This window comes from Phaeobacter sp. SYSU ZJ3003, assembly GCF_041300735.1.
Lineage (GTDB): Bacteria > Pseudomonadota > Alphaproteobacteria > Rhodobacterales > Rhodobacteraceae > Phycobacter > Phycobacter gallaeciensis_A.
Genome location: NZ_PXNU01000049.1, coordinates 1 through 14,961, shown reverse-complemented (window position 1 = coordinate 14,961; position 14,961 = coordinate 1). Strand labels below are relative to the sequence as shown.

Annotated in this window: 12 protein-coding genes; 6 read left to right on the top strand and 6 right to left on the bottom strand. The window is 61.9% G+C overall.

Annotated elements, in window-relative coordinates; all coding sequences use genetic code 11:
* Positions 1–123 precede the first annotated feature (123 nt).
* From C6W91_RS16725 to C6W91_RS16705, 5 genes are all read left to right on the top strand, one after another.
* Positions 124–423, top strand: coding sequence for a hypothetical protein (locus tag C6W91_RS16725; protein ID WP_085633405.1), 300 nt, complete (start codon positions 124–126; stop codon positions 421–423).
* Entirely contained in the window at positions 420–3,131 is a 2,712-nt protein-coding gene (locus tag C6W91_RS16720) for a relaxase/mobilization nuclease domain-containing protein (protein ID WP_347510260.1), read from the top strand. The genes C6W91_RS16725 and C6W91_RS16720 overlap by 4 nt, the downstream gene beginning before the upstream one ends.
* A gap of 544 nt (positions 3,132–3,675) precedes the next feature.
* Positions 3,676–6,396: a PAS domain S-box protein gene (locus C6W91_RS16715; protein WP_370571151.1), complete on the top strand. Its 2,721-nt coding sequence runs from the start codon at positions 3,676–3,678 to the stop codon at positions 6,394–6,396.
* A 169-nt stretch (positions 6,397–6,565) separates the two neighbouring features.
* Positions 6,566–7,912, top strand: coding sequence for an ISNCY family transposase (locus C6W91_RS16710; RefSeq protein WP_274830626.1), 1,347 nt, complete (start codon positions 6,566–6,568; stop codon positions 7,910–7,912).
* A gap of 15 nt (positions 7,913–7,927) precedes the next feature.
* Positions 7,928–8,197, top strand: a complete 270-nt coding sequence (locus C6W91_RS16705; protein WP_370571150.1) for a hypothetical protein — start codon at positions 7,928–7,930, stop codon at positions 8,195–8,197.
* Positions 8,198–8,525: 328 nt separating this feature from the next.
* On the opposite strand, the gene C6W91_RS16700 is transcribed toward C6W91_RS16705, so the two are convergent.
* The 6 genes from C6W91_RS16700 to rfbF are packed head-to-tail and all read right to left on the bottom strand — an operon-like array spanning position 8,526 to position 14,043.
* A complete protein-coding gene (locus tag C6W91_RS16700; protein WP_274830814.1) occupies positions 8,526–9,296 on the bottom strand; it encodes a cephalosporin hydroxylase family protein in 771 nt (256 codons plus the stop codon).
* A 27-nt stretch (positions 9,297–9,323) separates the two neighbouring features.
* On the bottom strand, positions 9,324–10,166 hold the full coding sequence (locus C6W91_RS16695) for an NAD-dependent epimerase/dehydratase family protein (protein WP_370571149.1): 843 nt from the start codon (positions 10,164–10,166) through the stop codon (positions 9,324–9,326).
* Positions 10,167–10,188: 22 nt separating this feature from the next.
* On the bottom strand, positions 10,189–11,403 hold the full coding sequence (locus tag C6W91_RS16690; protein WP_370571148.1) for a glycosyltransferase family 2 protein: 1,215 nt from the start codon (positions 11,401–11,403) through the stop codon (positions 10,189–10,191).
* Positions 11,404–11,455: 52 nt separating this feature from the next.
* Positions 11,456–12,718, bottom strand: a complete 1,263-nt coding sequence (locus C6W91_RS16685; RefSeq protein ID WP_370571147.1) for a methyltransferase domain-containing protein — start codon at positions 12,716–12,718, stop codon at positions 11,456–11,458.
* The gene (locus C6W91_RS16680; protein ID WP_370571145.1) at positions 12,718–13,272 is read right to left on the bottom strand and encodes a dTDP-4-dehydrorhamnose 3,5-epimerase family protein; all 555 of its coding nucleotides are present in this window, start codon (positions 13,270–13,272) and stop codon (positions 12,718–12,720) included. The genes C6W91_RS16685 and C6W91_RS16680 overlap by 1 nt, the downstream gene beginning before the upstream one ends.
* Before the next feature lie 3 nt (positions 13,273–13,275).
* Positions 13,276–14,043: a glucose-1-phosphate cytidylyltransferase gene (rfbF, locus tag C6W91_RS16675; protein WP_370571144.1), complete on the bottom strand. Its 768-nt coding sequence runs from the start codon at positions 14,041–14,043 to the stop codon at positions 13,276–13,278.
* A 390-nt stretch (positions 14,044–14,433) separates the two neighbouring features.
* Between rfbF and C6W91_RS16670 the strand changes: the two genes are divergently transcribed.
* Entirely contained in the window at positions 14,434–14,958 is a 525-nt protein-coding gene (locus C6W91_RS16670; protein WP_370571143.1) for a GDP-mannose 4,6-dehydratase, read from the top strand.
* Positions 14,959–14,961: the final 3 nt, after the last annotated feature.

Below are 14,961 nucleotides of genomic sequence, written 5' to 3'. Positions count from 1 at the left end.
TTTTTCACGGAGGGGTCATAAAAAGGAAGAAGGGCGAATTGGGGCTGAGCGGACATGGCACGGTCAGGTGACGGGAAACAGAGATCAAACCGCCGGAGAAGGAACAACCTCCTTCAGCAGCGGGTGGACGATGAAGAGCTGCACCGGTTCATCGCGCGGGCACGCAGGGCCGGGTTTACGAACCACCGTGATTATCATGCTGCTTTCGTCTTCGGTGAGGCCGAGCTTGAGCGCCGCGAGCGCCATGACCTGCTGCGCATCAAAGGCGAGCTGGGAAAGCAAGGCTCCAACTTGAACCAACTCGCCTATGCCGCGAACGCAGGGCGTCTCACCGTCTTTTCGGCCGATGACATGCGCGTGATTCATGATGCCATCGCCGCTGTTGAGAAGGCCTCCGCAGAGATCCGGGCCCTGCTGGCATGATCGGCGAGGCGATCAAGAGAGAGGGGGAGAAGGGGTCCGGTGGCCGCCCGGACGCCTTCAAGCCTGGCGTGGCCTATGTCTGCGGCAAGGCGGCCCGCGTAGAGCTGCGCAACCTCGCCTCAAGCGACTGGCAGAACGCGGCCGAGGACATGCGCCTTACGTCCGAGCTGAACAGCAGGTGCATTAAACCGTATTACCATCTGGTCCTCAGTTGGCATGAACTGGAGCAGCCGACGGACGACCAGATGATTGAGGCCGCGGACCACATGATCCGCAGCCTGAGGCTCGAGGACCATCAGATCGTCATCGGGACGCATCACGACACAAAACGGCGACACGTCCACTTGGTCTGTAACACCGTTCACCCCATCACCGGAAAGGTCTGGTCAAAGTCGAATGATCATCTCCGGATCGAAAAGGCTTGCCGCGAGATCGAACTGGCACAAGGCTGGTCGCATGACCGGGGCCGGTTTGACTTCGATGTCTCGGCCGACGGCGCAGTCGCGTTGAAGCCCAACCCGGAGGCCTGGGACAAGAAGCAGGCTGCCCGGGACGCCGGGCAGAGGCCAAAAACCTCCGGCGCCCGAAAGTTTGAGAAATCGATCGGGATCGAGTCATTCGAACACAGCATCCCCAACGCCCTGAAGGCCCGGTTTGCAGAGGTCGTTGCCTCCGCGCGGGACTGGCAGGGCCTTCACGCCGAACTCGGGGCGCTCGGGCTGCGATATTACAGGGCCGGGTCCGGCGCGCGGATCGGCATCCTGGGCAGCACCGAATTCGCGAAAGCCTCGGCCTTTGGGTCGAAGTTCTCCATCGGCAGGATGGAGGCACGGCTCGGGGCCTATGAAGATCCGGGCGGCGCATACGTCAATGATCGCAAAGGAGATCATAAGGAGATAGAAAGCCTATCCGGGGTGTTCTCGGAGGAAGATCGAAAAGCAACCGCATCCTCGGCGTTCAAGCTGACCCTCTTGCGCCGTATTTACTGTGATCTCCATCTCGATCCCGCCGTGTCTGAGGCGGTCCGCTTTGTCGATCTGCAGGATGTCCACCCTCAGATCACCTTCAGGGACAACGTGACCCTGGTCGATCATGGCGACCGCCTCTCGACATCGCGCAGCACTCGGGAGACGCGCGCGGCCATGATTGCGATCGCCAAGGCAAAGGGATGGTCCTCCGTGCGACCTGAGGGGTCATCTGACTTCGTGCGCCTGATATCGCTTGAGGCGGCGCGGGCCGGTCTGTCCGTACATGGCGTCCCGAAGGATATTCAGGCCCAGTGTGATGCGATCCTTGACCGTCTGGAGCGTCAGCAGCGCCGGATCGATACCGACGCCCGGGCGGCGCAGATGGCGGCCCAGGAGACCATCGCCCACCGAGATCAGGCGATCGAGGAAAATGACGCAGAACGGGCAGAAGCCGCGACCGAAGTCGAGATCAAGACAGCTGAAGCCAGAGCCGTGATCGACGCCATCGGTTCCGGGCGTGACCCCGTCCGGTCGGCCCTACGGACCGTGGCGCGCGGGGAAGAAAAGCGGATCACAGCAGAACTGCCAGATCGCCGGAGCGTCGCGAACCCGCAACCCGCACCGGACGTCGATCGCGGCGACAGCAGCAAGAAGCGGCGGATCGCTCAGGTGATCAAAGAGAACGACCATCATGAGTTGGACAAGATGCGTGCCGTCCATGTCGATGAGGTTGCCGCACGCGGTGGCTGGTCCTACGCCCGCAAACACAAAGACGGGCACAACGACCCGCAGGGCCGGGATCGGCGCACCTATGTGCGGGGTGCTGAGACCATCAAAGCGACGCGGAAAGAGGCGGTCTGGGTCTGGACGAATAACAAGACCGGCGCCTCTGGCTCGGTCATCGACCTCTGGCTGTCGGACAACGCCGGATCCACCTTGGGTGATGCGCGCAAGGCGTTCCGCGAGATCATGGGTGCCGACACCCCGAAACCGGCGCCCACGGCAGCGCACCGCCGGGGCGACAGCCCACGGGACCACACCGAGGCCCGGCGCAGATGGGAGGACGCGCCCTATATCGAGGATCAGCGGACCTATGCAGAGGATCGGGGCATCTCGACATCGACGCTCCAGCGCTTTCGAGCCGATGTGCGCTGTGGCGCCTTTGGCGGCATCTACTTCGCCCATCGCAACCCCGAGACCGGCGATATCGTAGGGTTCGAACAGCGGTGGGAGAAGGATGGGCGGAAGAACACCGCGCGCTTCGCCAAGGGTGGCCTGAAGACGGTCTCCGTCCTCGGCAATCAGAAAACCGCCACGCGCATGGTGGTGTTCGAAGGCGGCCTCGACGCCCTCGCGCTTGCGGAACTCGAATCCTGGGAGGACACGATCTATGTCAGCACCGGCGGTGGGTTCGGGCCGAGAACGGAGACGGCCCTCGTCAAGCTGGCCGAGGGTCGGCAGGTGCTGTCAGGTTTCGACAATGACGCCGCGGGGGATGTCCTGCACAGGCAGCTCGCCGGGCTTCTGCCGCAGGTGACGCGTCTTGCGCCGGCCTCACGGGTCGAGGGCAGCACGCAGCCCAGCAAGGACTGGCTCGATGTTCTCAATGCCTCTAAAGGTGCATCCTCGCCCGCCATGCAGCCAGCCCGTCCCCGATCCGTCGGTGAAGTTGAAAACGAAGTCCAGCAGCCCGTGCGCTCCCCACATTTAGATGAGCCTGAAATGCCAGGTCCTGGCTGACCTAAAATGCGTTGCAGCGCGACAAACAGAGATGAGGTTGCGTCACACCGTCTCCCAAAAGTGATCACGGCGTCTCTTGAAATGAAGAAACATGAGGGCGGCAGACCTTATGATACAATCCTGCCCCCTACCGGAATCTACCCCGATGTGCAGCCAGCTGCTTTTCGGGGTAAGGTCAGGCGGTTTCTGAATATTTTCAGTGCCCTGTACCGTTTCCAATCTGGCCTTCTATCTCGTCTCCTCCCTGTTCGGGACTGGACCGGGGCCCGCCGACCGCCTCCGCCCCGCCCGAAAACATGCCCAAAATGCGACGCTTTGGCGGTTTTTCTCCTGATTTGAACCGCTTACTAACGGTTGGCTGCTAGTTTTCGTATCATCGGGGCAGAAACCGACGCCCAAACGCTGCCTGAACGCCTTTTTGCACCCGGCAAAGGGCGCGCTGCAGGCGGCCCGGGCGCGACTTGGATCTGTCCTGAACGTGTCTGGCACCCGGCTGGCACCCTTGATACAGGGCCGGTCGTACTAGGATTTAAAGAGGTTTTCGGTGACGCAGGCAGAGCATGCCCAGGATGATACGGCGCTTCGCGCCCTGATCGGCGCAGCCCAGAGCCCCATGGCCCTGCTCGGCGGCGATGGCGCGATCCTGCATGCCAACAAGGCCTTTGCGCGCCTTGTGCCGCTGCGCCCGGGTCCGGCGCCGGGTATGCAGCAGTTCGTCTCCCCGCCGCCGCTGTCGCCGGAACGGCTCAGCCCCGGCGCAGGCCCGGCGCGGATCACCACCATGGCCGCGAGCGGGGACCGGCTGCACTGGAATATCAGCGCGCTGCGCCCCGGTCTGTTCCTGATCGAGCTGACCCGCTCCCAGAGTTTCTGGCGGCGCCGGTTCTATGCCCGGCTGCGCGGCCTCGCCCGTGCCACCCAGAGCCCGGTAATTTTCTGTACCCCGGAGCAGCGCATCCGCTGGATCAACCCCGCCTGCGAACGGCTCACCGGCTACAGCAACGGCGATGCGCAGAACCTCAACCCCAGCGAGATCCTGCAAAGTGCCCATATGGATCCCGAGGGCACCGCCCGCATCACCCGGGCCATGGCCGCGCAGCGACCGGTCACCGCCGAGCTGCTGAATCGCGCCCCGTCCGGGCGGGAATACTGGCAGATGCTGGATGTCACCCCGCTGCACGGCCCCGACGGGCAGCTCGAAGGCTATGTGGCGGTGCTCACGGATATCACGCCGCTGAAACAGGCCGCCGAAGAGAACATGCGCAGCGCCCGGCTGGGCCGGATCATCGAAGAAAGCCTGCATGAAATCTATGTCTTCGACCCCGACAGTCTGAAGTTCACCGAGGTGAACCGGGGCGCCCGCGACAACCTCGGCTACAACATGAAAGAGCTGGCGCAGATGACGCCGCTGGACATCAAGCCGGATTTCACCCCTGAAGCCTTCCGCAAGATGGTGGAGCCGCTGACCTCGGGGCGGCAAAGCGTGCTGCGCTTCAAGACCCGGCACAAGCGCCGGGACGGCAGCTGCTATCCGGTAGAAATCACCCTGCAGCTGATGATGGACGATCAGCCCTGGTTCGTGGCCATGGTGCAGGACACCAGCCTGCGCGATGCCAGCCAGCAGGCGGCGGAAGTGGCTCATGCCAGGTTGGTGGCTGCGGTCGAGGCGCTGCCGGACGGCTTTGTCTACTATGATGCCGACGACCGGCTGGTGCTGGCCAATTCCCGTTACCGTGAAATCTATTCCGCCAGCGCCCCGATGATCCGCGAAGGCGTCCGGTTTGAGGACATCCTGCGCTACGGGCTGGAGCATGGCGAATATGAAGAGGCCAGGGGCCGCGAAGAGGACTGGCTGAAGGAACGCCTGGCCCAGCACCGCAAGGAAAGCGGCTCTTTGCGCCAGCGGCTCAGCAACGGGCGCATCCTGCAGATCTATGAACGCAACACCCCCGATGGCGGCCGGGTCGGCCTGCGGGTGGATGTCACCGAATTCGACGAGGCCCGCGCCCGCGCCGAAGCCGCCAATGCCGCCAAGACCGCTTTTCTCGCGAATATGAGCCACGAGCTCCGCACCCCGATGAACGGTATCCTCGGCACCCTGCAACTGCTGGAGGACACCCGGCTCGACGCCGAGCAGAGCGAAATGCTGACCACCGCGGAAACCTCGGCTCAGGGGCTGCTGTCGATCCTCAACGACATTCTCGATCTGGCCCGCATCGAAGCGGGCAAGGAAGAGCTGAACATCGCCCCCTTCGTGCCGAAGACGGTGCTGGAGCAGGTCGCCTCGCTGCACCGGGTGGTGGCCGAGCGCAAGGGCGTGGCGCTGGAACTGGCACTGGCACCGGGTACCGGCACGGCGCGGCTTGGCGATGCCCGCCGGATCGGCCAGATCCTGCATAACCTCTGCGGCAATGCGCTGAAATTCACCGAAGTTGGTGAGGTGCGGCTCAGCGCCGAATTCTCGGGCGACGGGCACCTGTGCCTCGAGGTGCGCGACAGCGGCATTGGCATGACCCCGGAAGAGCTGCAGCGGGTGTTCGGCAAATTCGAACAGGCCGACAATTCCAGCACCCGCGCCTTTGGTGGCACCGGCCTGGGCCTGGCCATCGTGTCCGAGCTGGTCACGCTGATGCAAGGCCAGCTGGAGATCGCTTCAGAGCCGGGGCAGGGCACCACCATACGGGTGCGGCTGCCGCTGGAGCAGGCCGATGATGCGGACACCGCGCCCCCTGAGACAGCCCCCAAAGCGGACGCGGAGACAGAAACAGGGACGGGCGCCGATCTGCCGACGCCCCCTTCCGAGGCTTTGCTCCTTGCCCAGCCCCCCGCAGGATCTGAGACCTCAGGCCCGCCGCTGCGCATCCTGGTGGCCGAGGATAACGCCACCAACAGGCTGATCATTGGCAAACTGCTGAGCCGGATGGGCCATCAGGCGGTGCTGTGCCACGACGGGGCAGAGGCCGTCGCCACCTGGGAGCCGGGGGCTTTTGACTGCCTGCTGATGGATATTTCCATGCCGAAGCTCTCTGGCATCGAAGCGCTGCACGCGATCCGCAAACAGGCCGGTGGCGCGGATCTTGCCCCGGTTTTTGCGGTGACCGCCCATACCATGCCGGACCAGGTGGACTCGCTGCTGGGTGAAGGGTTTGACGGGGTGCTGAGCAAACCGATCCGCACCATGGACCTGAGTCAGGCCCTGTTGCGCTGTCGGTCCGAGAGCAGGCCCAAAAGCGGAGCAGATCCCCGGCCCGCAGGTCAGGCGTGATCCGGCCTGCGCCCAGGGTTTAAATCCCGCCTAAATCCCGATAGCACAGGGTATATTTAACATAATATACGTTATGAGGTACATAACTGTAGCCGCAAAGCGATAATGTCACCCATGAGCAATTCAGAAGTGTCACTCTCCTCGCATACGATAGCGAGGATGAGTGGACATGGGATGGGTTATGATGAGCGAGCGCGATTTGAACCGCGTTGAGGTTTTGGCGCAGGTCGATGATGGTCGGCTGACGGTAGACAATGCGGCAAACCTGCTGAATCTGACAAGGCGGCAAGTGTTCCGGCTTCTCAAGCGATACCGGCAGGATGGCGCCTCAGCGATCCGGCATAAGGCGCGCGGCAAACCTCCAAACAATCGTATCCATCATGCAAAGCGCGATTATGCTCTGAGCCTGATCAAAGAGAATTACCCGGATTTCGGCCCAACACTGGCAGCTGAGAAGCTGGCTGAGCATCACGGGTTCACAGTGTCTCGCGAGACCGTGCGCAAATGGATGATCGAAGACGGCATCTGGCTCTCGCGGAAACAGCGCCGGACCTTCCATCAACCTCGCTTACGGCGCGAATGCTATGGTGAGCTGATCCAGATTGATGGTTCCGATCACCGTTGGTTTGAGGATCGGGGTGATCCCTGCACCCTGCTCGTTTTCATCGATGATGCCACCAGCACCTTGATGGAGCTGCGGTTTGTGAAGTCCGAGAGCACGTTCAGCTATTTCGAGGCGTTGGACAGTTATTTGGTTCAGCATGGCCGCCCAGTGGCCTTTTACAGCGACAAGCATTCGGTATTTCGAGTTGCCAAAGAAGACGCCAGGAATGGTGCAGGCATGACCCAGTTCGGGCGTGCGTTGAATGAGCTGAACATCGAGATCCTGTGCGCCAACAGCTCTCAGGCCAAAGGTCGCGTAGAACGGGCCAACCGCACGCTTCAGGACCGGCTTGTCAAAGAACTGAGGCTGGCAGGCGTTTCGGACATGAAAGCCGGAAACGCTTTTCTTGAAGGCTTTAAGAGCCGCTTTAACGCCAAATTTGCCAAGGCCCCGGCCAAACCGGACAACCTGCACCGGGCGTTGAATGTGGAGCCGGATCGGCTGGCGGAAGTGTTGTGCTGGCGTGAGAACCGCTATGTCGGCAAGCAGCTCACGTTTTCCTATGACCGCAAGCGGATCATGCTCGAAGAGAACGAGCTGTCACGCGCTCTGGTCGGCAAATATGTGGACACCTATGTCTTTGTGGATGGGCGGTTCGAGGTACGCTGGAAAGGCCAAGCCCTGCCCTACAGGATCTTTGATATGGACCAGCGCGTCACCCATGCAGCCATCACCGAGAACAAGCGGCTCGGTGCGGTTCTGGCCTATGTCAAAGAGATGCAGGACGCTGCACCGCCTAAGCCGAAGGTGCGGACAAACTCAGAGAAGATGGGCTACAAGCCGAACGGGCGTCGGCCAGGCAGACCGCCAGGATCGCGGGCCAAGAAGAAGATTGCACAAGCAGCGGAATAGCCTCAAGTTTGGTCCATGAATACCGATGACGATGTTGAAGTGATTTTCTCAGACCTGTGCGCCGATGTAGAGATCGACGGGCATTTTCTGACGGTCGAGATCTATAAAACGGACATTGATCCGAGCTGGATCTTGGAAGTCGTAAACGAGTTTGGCACCTCAACCGTTTTCGATAACCCGTTCATCGAGGACGGCCTTGCTTGGAAGCAGTTCGAGAAGACTGTGGAAGAAGAAGGGCTCGCTGCCTTCTTCACCAAGAAAGAGAAACGCCAGCTTTTCCACTGACACCCGCAAGGCTTTTCAGCCCTCCGATATTTGGGGTCTGCGGGCTGCAAAGCCTTGCTCCCGTAGCGCCCTGTGGTGACCTTTCTGCTTTGCGCAGCCAGTGACATTTCTGAATGGGATTTACAATAACTGACAGCCGGGCACATTCTAAACTGGGTTGTGCCAAATACCATGCCTTGCTGGAAACGACGGGCGCGGCCAGGGCGCCAGCCATCGCAAGGGTTATTCGCTCCATCATAGACGATAGCCCAGAAATGTAATGCCCTGCAGTCTTAACCGGTGCGGCTTACCCGCACCGGCTGTGATCTATTCCCGGGTCAGGCACGCGTCAGTCGATGCGCCGCAGGAATCCGTTCTTTGCAACGGTGATCAGCAGGCGCTCGTGGATCTGGCTATCGGTCTCGAAACTGTTGCTCTCCTGGAGATAGGACTGGATGGCAGTATAGGGGTTGTTGCCCTTGCCCCAGGGACGGTCCTTGTAGGTATCCTCTTCCATGTCTTCAACCAGAGTGTCGAACACCACGCAGTAGCTGCCGGAGGAGGTGAGCGGGGCATAGGCACGCAGCTCTTCCAGGACGTGTTCATGGGTGTGGTTGCTGTCGAGGCAGACCAGGATCTTCTTGTAGTCGGCCGCGAAATCGCGGACCTGGCTGATGATCTCGGGATCCACCGAGGAGCCCTGGATCATTTCGATCCGCGAACGCATCGGATGGGCGTCGATGGCGGCGCGGTTGTGGGCGCGGATGTCGATATCGATGCCCAGAACCTTGCGCTTGGAGACCGCCGGATCAAGGCTTTCCCCGGCTTCGATGGCATCGACCATATCCAGCATGGCCAGCATCGAGGCGGAGAACACCAGCGAGCCGCCATGAGCGATGCCGGTTTCAATGATCAGATCCGGCCGCAGCTCGTAGACCAGCTCCTGCATGGCGACGATGTCCTGCGGGTACTGAATGATCGGGCGGTCCATCCAGTGGAAATTATAGGAATATTGCGCCTTGGCGGAGCTGCGCAGAAAATCTAGCGCGGATTTCTGCAGGGCGGGATTTGCAGTCATGTCCTTGATGCGGCCGGTAATCTCGGTTTTGAAGTCGGTCATGGTGTCAGTCTCTTGCTCGATAGGGGGTCAGATGGGAAGCGGGGCATCGGTGCGGTGGCCGATCACGCAGGGCGGATCATCCGGATTGCCGGGGCGGGCGCCAAAGATCAGCAGATCCCGGCGGCCGTATTGGTCGGCGATGCTTTCGGCCAGGGCGCGCACCGAAATGCCGGTGCCGCTGCAGATATTGCTGATGCCGCTGCGCGCGGACAGGGCATCCTGAACCAGCAGGGCGGCGGCGGCATCGACATCCATAAAGTCGCGGATCTGTGTGCCGCTGCTAAGCTCCAGCGGTCGGCCTTCGGCCAAATGCGCATGCAGCGAGGCGACCAGCCGCCGGGGGTCCTCTTCCGCTCCGTGCAGATAGAACAGCCGCGCCCAGAGAAAGGAGACACCGGCCTGCGGCAGCGCCGCTTGCAGAGCGGTTGCGCAGGCCGCCTTGGCGGCGGCATAGGGCGACTCCGGCGCCAGCGGCGTGTCCTGGAAGGCCTGGCCGCTGCTCAGATCGTATTCCAGGCAGGTGCCGAGCCCGACAAAGCGCGGCACCCCGGCCTGCCGGGCGCCCTCGGCCAGAGCCATGGTGCCGGCTACACAGTGCAGATTCTTGAGCGAGGTCTGGTATTTGCCCGGCTCCGCATACCAGGCCATGTGCAGCACCAGATCATAGCCGCGGGCGGTTTCCGCCCACCAATCGGCGGGTTGCGCAAAGAGATCCTCGACCTCGACGATGCGGTCCCGGGGATCCGGGGCACAGATGCGCCCGGCCGAGCCCTGCCGGATGACATGGCACAACTCATGGCCGCCTTGGCGCAGCTGCCGGGTAACGGCGCGGCCGACAAACCCGGTGGATCCAGTCAGAAGGATACGCATCATTGCTGCCCGCAGCCTCTCTTCATACGAATTTCTGCTCCAGTTGGGTGCCCGTGACATGCGCCAGCGCATGCTCCCGCGCGGCGGCGCACAAGGCCTCATCTTCGCAGCCGAAATCGAGGGCCACATCCCGGTCGGTGATGCCCTCGGCCTCGGTCACGCGCCGGACCGGTACGTTGGTGAAGGTCTTGAGCTGCTGCAGAGAGGCCTCCGGATACTCGCCAATGACCGCGACCCCCTCGGCCCGCAGGGTCTCGGGCAGTTTGACACAGGCAAAATAGAGCGCCGCCGTGCTGCGGATCTGCGCCATCGGAACTGGCAGGTTATCGACCTGCCCCAGCCCGCGCAGCCGCGCCGCCAGCGCATAGTTTTCCAGCGGGTCGGCGCCCAGATTCACCCGCAGCCGCAGCGCCGTGAGCATGCGTTCGATCGGGTGAACCCGCAGGTAGCTGGCAACCATATCCGGTTTGGTCAGACCGCCATGGGTCAGGGCCAGACCATAGAGAACCTCCAGGCCACCGCGGTAGGTGTCCCAGGCGCTCATGACATCGCGGAACCCCAGCTGTGAGCGTGTATCGCCTTCGAAATGGCGGCTGACGGAGATATAGAAGGGGTCCTTGGCATAGATCAGATCCCCCGCCCCCAGATATTCGGTCGGGAAGGTGAAGGCCCAGAATGCAATATCGGTGGCGATCGGGTGCAGGGCGCGGAAAGCCTCCCGGCGCAGGATGCAGATTTCCGAGTAGATGCGGTGTTCTACGATATGCTCCAGCAGCTGGGCATATTTGCCCTGACCAATGGTGACATCGCGCGGCTGGCTGTAGAATTGCGCTTGCACCTCGCCGGTGACCAGATCCTTGATCTGCCAGGGGGCATAAAGACCGCTGGCGGAGGGGGTGGCCTCCAGCATGGTGATGGCACTTTGCAGGGCCTCGGGCTGCAGCCGGTCGTCATCCGCGAGATAGACGAGATACCTGCCCTTGGCCGCGCTCATCACCGAATGAATGTTCGGCACCGCCCCGATGTTTGTCTCCTGCCGGAAGGTTCGCAGAGGCAGCCGGTCCCGCGCCGCCTCCAGCACAGCCTGGGTGCTGTCTTCGGAGGCATTGTCAGAGACCAGCACTTCGGTTTCAAAGGGCAGCTGCGGCAGGATCTCCTCCAGATGCGCCAGCACCGTCTCCAGATATCTGGCCCGGTTGAATGTTGGAATGCAGATACTGAGTTTCAGGTCTGACATAAGTGGGAATCCTGTTCGAATATGCGGAGCGATCGGGCGTGAAAGTCGATCATCAAAGGGTGGGAGGGACCAGACAGGCCGGTTCCGGCATGATGGTCCAGAACTTGGTGCCGTGGTCCCTAGCCAGCCAGGCGAGGTCGGCTGCGATTTCCGCCTTGATGTTCCAGGGCAGAATCAGCAGATGCTGTGGGGGGGCTTCCCGCAAGGCTGCGGCCGGACGGACCGGAATATGGCTGCCTGGCAGGAACCGGCCTTGTTTGAAGGGGGCGGCATCGCAGACATAGGGCAGCAGCCGCGGGCCGATGCGGGCATAGTTCAGCAGCGTCGTACCCTTGGCTGCGGCGCCATAGGCGGCCACGGTTTCGCCGCGCGATTTGCACTCGGCCAGGAAGACAAGCAGGCTGTCCGCTGCGTGATCGGCCATAGATTGCAGGTTGCTGTAGAAGTCCACGGTCCCGAGGCCTGCTTCGTGTTCCTGCCCCAGCACCGCATCGACCGAAGCCTGGCGCACATGTGCGGCCTCCTCGTGGCATCCCCAGACCCGCAGGCTGCCGCCATGGGTCGGCAAGGTCTCCACATCAAAGATCCGAAGCCCCGCTGCGGCAAAGATCTTGCTGACGGCAGTCAGTGACAAGTAGGAGAAATGCTCGTGGTAGACGGTGTCGAACTGCCCCTGGGTGACCAGTTCCAGCAAATGCGGGAATTCCAGAGACACCACGCCCTCGGCGGCGAGCAGCTGACCAAGGCCACGGGTGAAGTCATTGATGTCGGGCACATGGGCATAGACATTGTTGCCGGCGATGAGATCAGCGCCGCCATCCCCCTTGCCCTGCGCCGCGCGTTCCTGCCGCAGCGCCCGGGCCGTGGCTTCGGAGAAGAACTCCAGACGGCTCTGCACGCCTTCGGCGCGGGCGGCCTCTGCGGTGCTGGCAGTTGGCTCGAACCCCAGACAGGGGATGCCTGCAGCAACGAAATTCTTCAGCAGGTAACCGTCGTTGGAAGCCACTTCGACCACAAAGCTGTCCGCACCCAGACCAAAGCGTGAGATCGCGGTCTGCGCATAGCGCGCGGCATGGGCGCACCAGCTGCTGGAGGTGGAAGAGAAATAGACGTAGTTGGCGTCGAACAGATCATCGGCGCGGCAGAAATCCTCGGTCTGCACCAGTGTGCAAGTCGGGCAGAAGAACAGCCGCAGCGGAAAGTGAACCTCCGGCTGCAGGAGCTGTTCTGCCTCCAGATAGGCGTTGGAGGGCGGCGCATGCGCCAGATCCAGGATGTTATGCGAAAGCGGCGTTGAGCAATGTCTGCACTGCATCAAGTGGCCTCCTTTATGTCAGAGAGAAACGGCAGCGCCGCGTCGCGGTCGGAAATCACCGTCACCGGCAGTTCCCATTCGATTGCAATCTGCGGGTCCCGATAGGACAGCCCGGCCTGATGAGCGGGGCTGAAGGGCTGGGAATGACTGTAGTGCAGGGTCACGTCATCGCTGAGGGTCTGAAACCCATGGGCGATGCCTACCGGAATATAAAGCGTATCCGCCTGGGCCCCATCAAGGACGATACTGGTCCACTGCCGATAGGTGGGCGATGTCGGCCTCAGGTCCACCAGCACATCGTAAATACGGCCGGTGATGCAGGTCAGCAGCTTGATCTCGGCATAGGGAGGCGTCTGGTAATGCATGCCGCGCAGGGTGCCCCGGGCGGCGGTTCGAGACAGGTTGCTCTGCACCCAGGTGCGGTTGAGCCCGGCCTCCTCCAGCATCGCAGCACAGGACAGACGGCAGAAACTGCCGCGCTGATCTTCATGTGAATGCGGCCGGTAGTGAAAGGCGCCAGGCAGGGACAAGGCGGACAGAAGCGGATCTGACATGGGTCAGGTCCAGGTCTTCCAGGGCGCTTGGCCGCTGTTCCACAGGCCTTCCAGATAGGTCTTGTCGCGCAGCGTATCCATCGCACTCCAGAACCCGCGGTGCTTGTAGACCGACAGCTGCCCCTCCTGCGCAAGATTCTGCATCGGCCCCTTTTCCCAGATCGTCTCTGGTCCTTCGATCTGATCCAGCACCGAGGGTTCGCAGACGAAGAAGCCGCCGCTGACCCAGTGGTTGTCGCCCGCCGGTTTTTCGACGAACCCGGTGGCGGCGCTGCCGTCCATCTCGATGCTGCCATAGCGGCCGGTGGGTTGCACTGCGGTGACCGTTGCCTGACGGCCTTCGGCAAAGTGAAAGCCAAGCAGGCTGGTCAGATCGACATCAGAGACCCCGTCGCCGTAGGTCAGGCAGAAAGTCTCGTCCAGATACGGCCGGGCATAGGCCAGGCGGCCGCCGGTCTGGGTCAGCTCACCGGTGCTCAGCATGGTGATACGCCAGGGCTCGGCGGAGTGGTTCAGGATATTGAACTCTCCGGTGCCCAGATTGACGCTCACATCTGCATTATAGAGCAGGTAGTTGGTGAAATATTCCTTGATCATATGGCCCTTGTAGCCACAGAGGATGACGAAATCCGTCAGCCCATGGGCGCTGTAGGACTTCATGATGTGCCACAGGATGGGTTTGCCGCCGATCTCCAGCATCGGCTTTGGCCGCAAGTGGGATTCTTCGCTGATCCGGGTGCCCAGGCCGCCGGCCAGAATAACAACTTTCATGCACTTGCTCGCATCATTTTCAATTTCTCTTGAAATTTAGCGATAAGCGGACGCGGTTAATTTTCTTTTACCCGGATGAGGTGTTTCGAGTTTGGTAACCATTTTCTCCTAGGCCTTCAGACATCAGCCCCGTACTGGAAATCCCGCGCTGGAAACCCTTGCAAAGATGGATCATGAGCCGACCGCTGCCGCCCCGCAGACCCCTGCCCGCCTGCTGCACAAGGTGCCGCGCCCTGCGGGATCACCAAGACGTGAGAACCGGAGCAGGAAGGATCGCGGACAGGTCCAGCATCACCGGCAGCCGTCAACTGCAGCATGTTTCCTGACCCGGACGGCAAGACACCAACAGGCAGAGCACCAGAGGCACGCCACCGCAGATAAGGCACAAACGTGAGCAACACTGACTTCGACAGCGCATCCTCATTCTGGCAGGGGCGCCGTGTATTTGTGACCGGGCATACCGGGTTCAAGGGCAGCTGGCTGACCGCCTGGCTGCTGCAGATGCAGGCCCAGGTGCGTGGTTTTGCGCTGCCGCCCGCGATGGAGGGCGTGCCCGAGGGACGCCAGAGCTTCTTTGACGAGCTGGGCCTGGCGGCGCAGATCGACCATGTGCCGGGGGATGTGCGCGATCAGGAGGCGCTGCGCCAGGCGGTCAAGGGGTTTGACCCCGAGATCGTCATCCACATGGCGGCGCAGCCGCTGGTGCGCTATTCCTATGCGGCGCCGGTGGAAACCTATGCGACCAATGTCATGGGCACCGTGCATCTGCTGGAGGCCTGCCGCACGGCGGCGCCTTCGCTGCGCTCGGTTGTCGTGGTCTCCAGCGACAAATGCTACGAGAACCGCGAACAGATCTCCCAACTTCGACACTTCGCGATGGATTTGAGCCCGGTTTGGCGATGCGGACTTCAATGAAAT

Coding starts and splice junctions, on each gene's coding strand:
- C6W91_RS16720 (WP_347510260.1), top strand. CDS start 420: ATGATCGGCGAGGCGATCAAGAGAGAGGGGGAGAAGGGGTCCGGTGGC.
- C6W91_RS16710 (WP_274830626.1), top strand. CDS start 6,566: ATGGGATGGGTTATGATGAGCGAGCGCGATTTGAACCGCGTTGAGGTT.
- C6W91_RS16705 (WP_370571150.1), top strand. CDS start 7,928: ATGAATACCGATGACGATGTTGAAGTGATTTTCTCAGACCTGTGCGCC.
- C6W91_RS16700 (WP_274830814.1), bottom strand. CDS start 9,296: ATGACCGACTTCAAAACCGAGATTACCGGCCGCATCAAGGACATGACT.
- C6W91_RS16695 (WP_370571149.1), bottom strand. CDS start 10,166: ATGCGTATCCTTCTGACTGGATCCACCGGGTTTGTCGGCCGCGCCGTT.
- C6W91_RS16690 (WP_370571148.1), bottom strand. CDS start 11,403: ATGTCAGACCTGAAACTCAGTATCTGCATTCCAACATTCAACCGGGCC.
- C6W91_RS16685 (WP_370571147.1), bottom strand. CDS start 12,718: ATGCAGTGCAGACATTGCTCAACGCCGCTTTCGCATAACATCCTGGAT.
- C6W91_RS16680 (WP_370571145.1), bottom strand. CDS start 13,272: ATGTCAGATCCGCTTCTGTCCGCCTTGTCCCTGCCTGGCGCCTTTCAC.
- rfbF (WP_370571144.1), bottom strand. CDS start 14,043: ATGAAAGTTGTTATTCTGGCCGGCGGCCTGGGCACCCGGATCAGCGAA.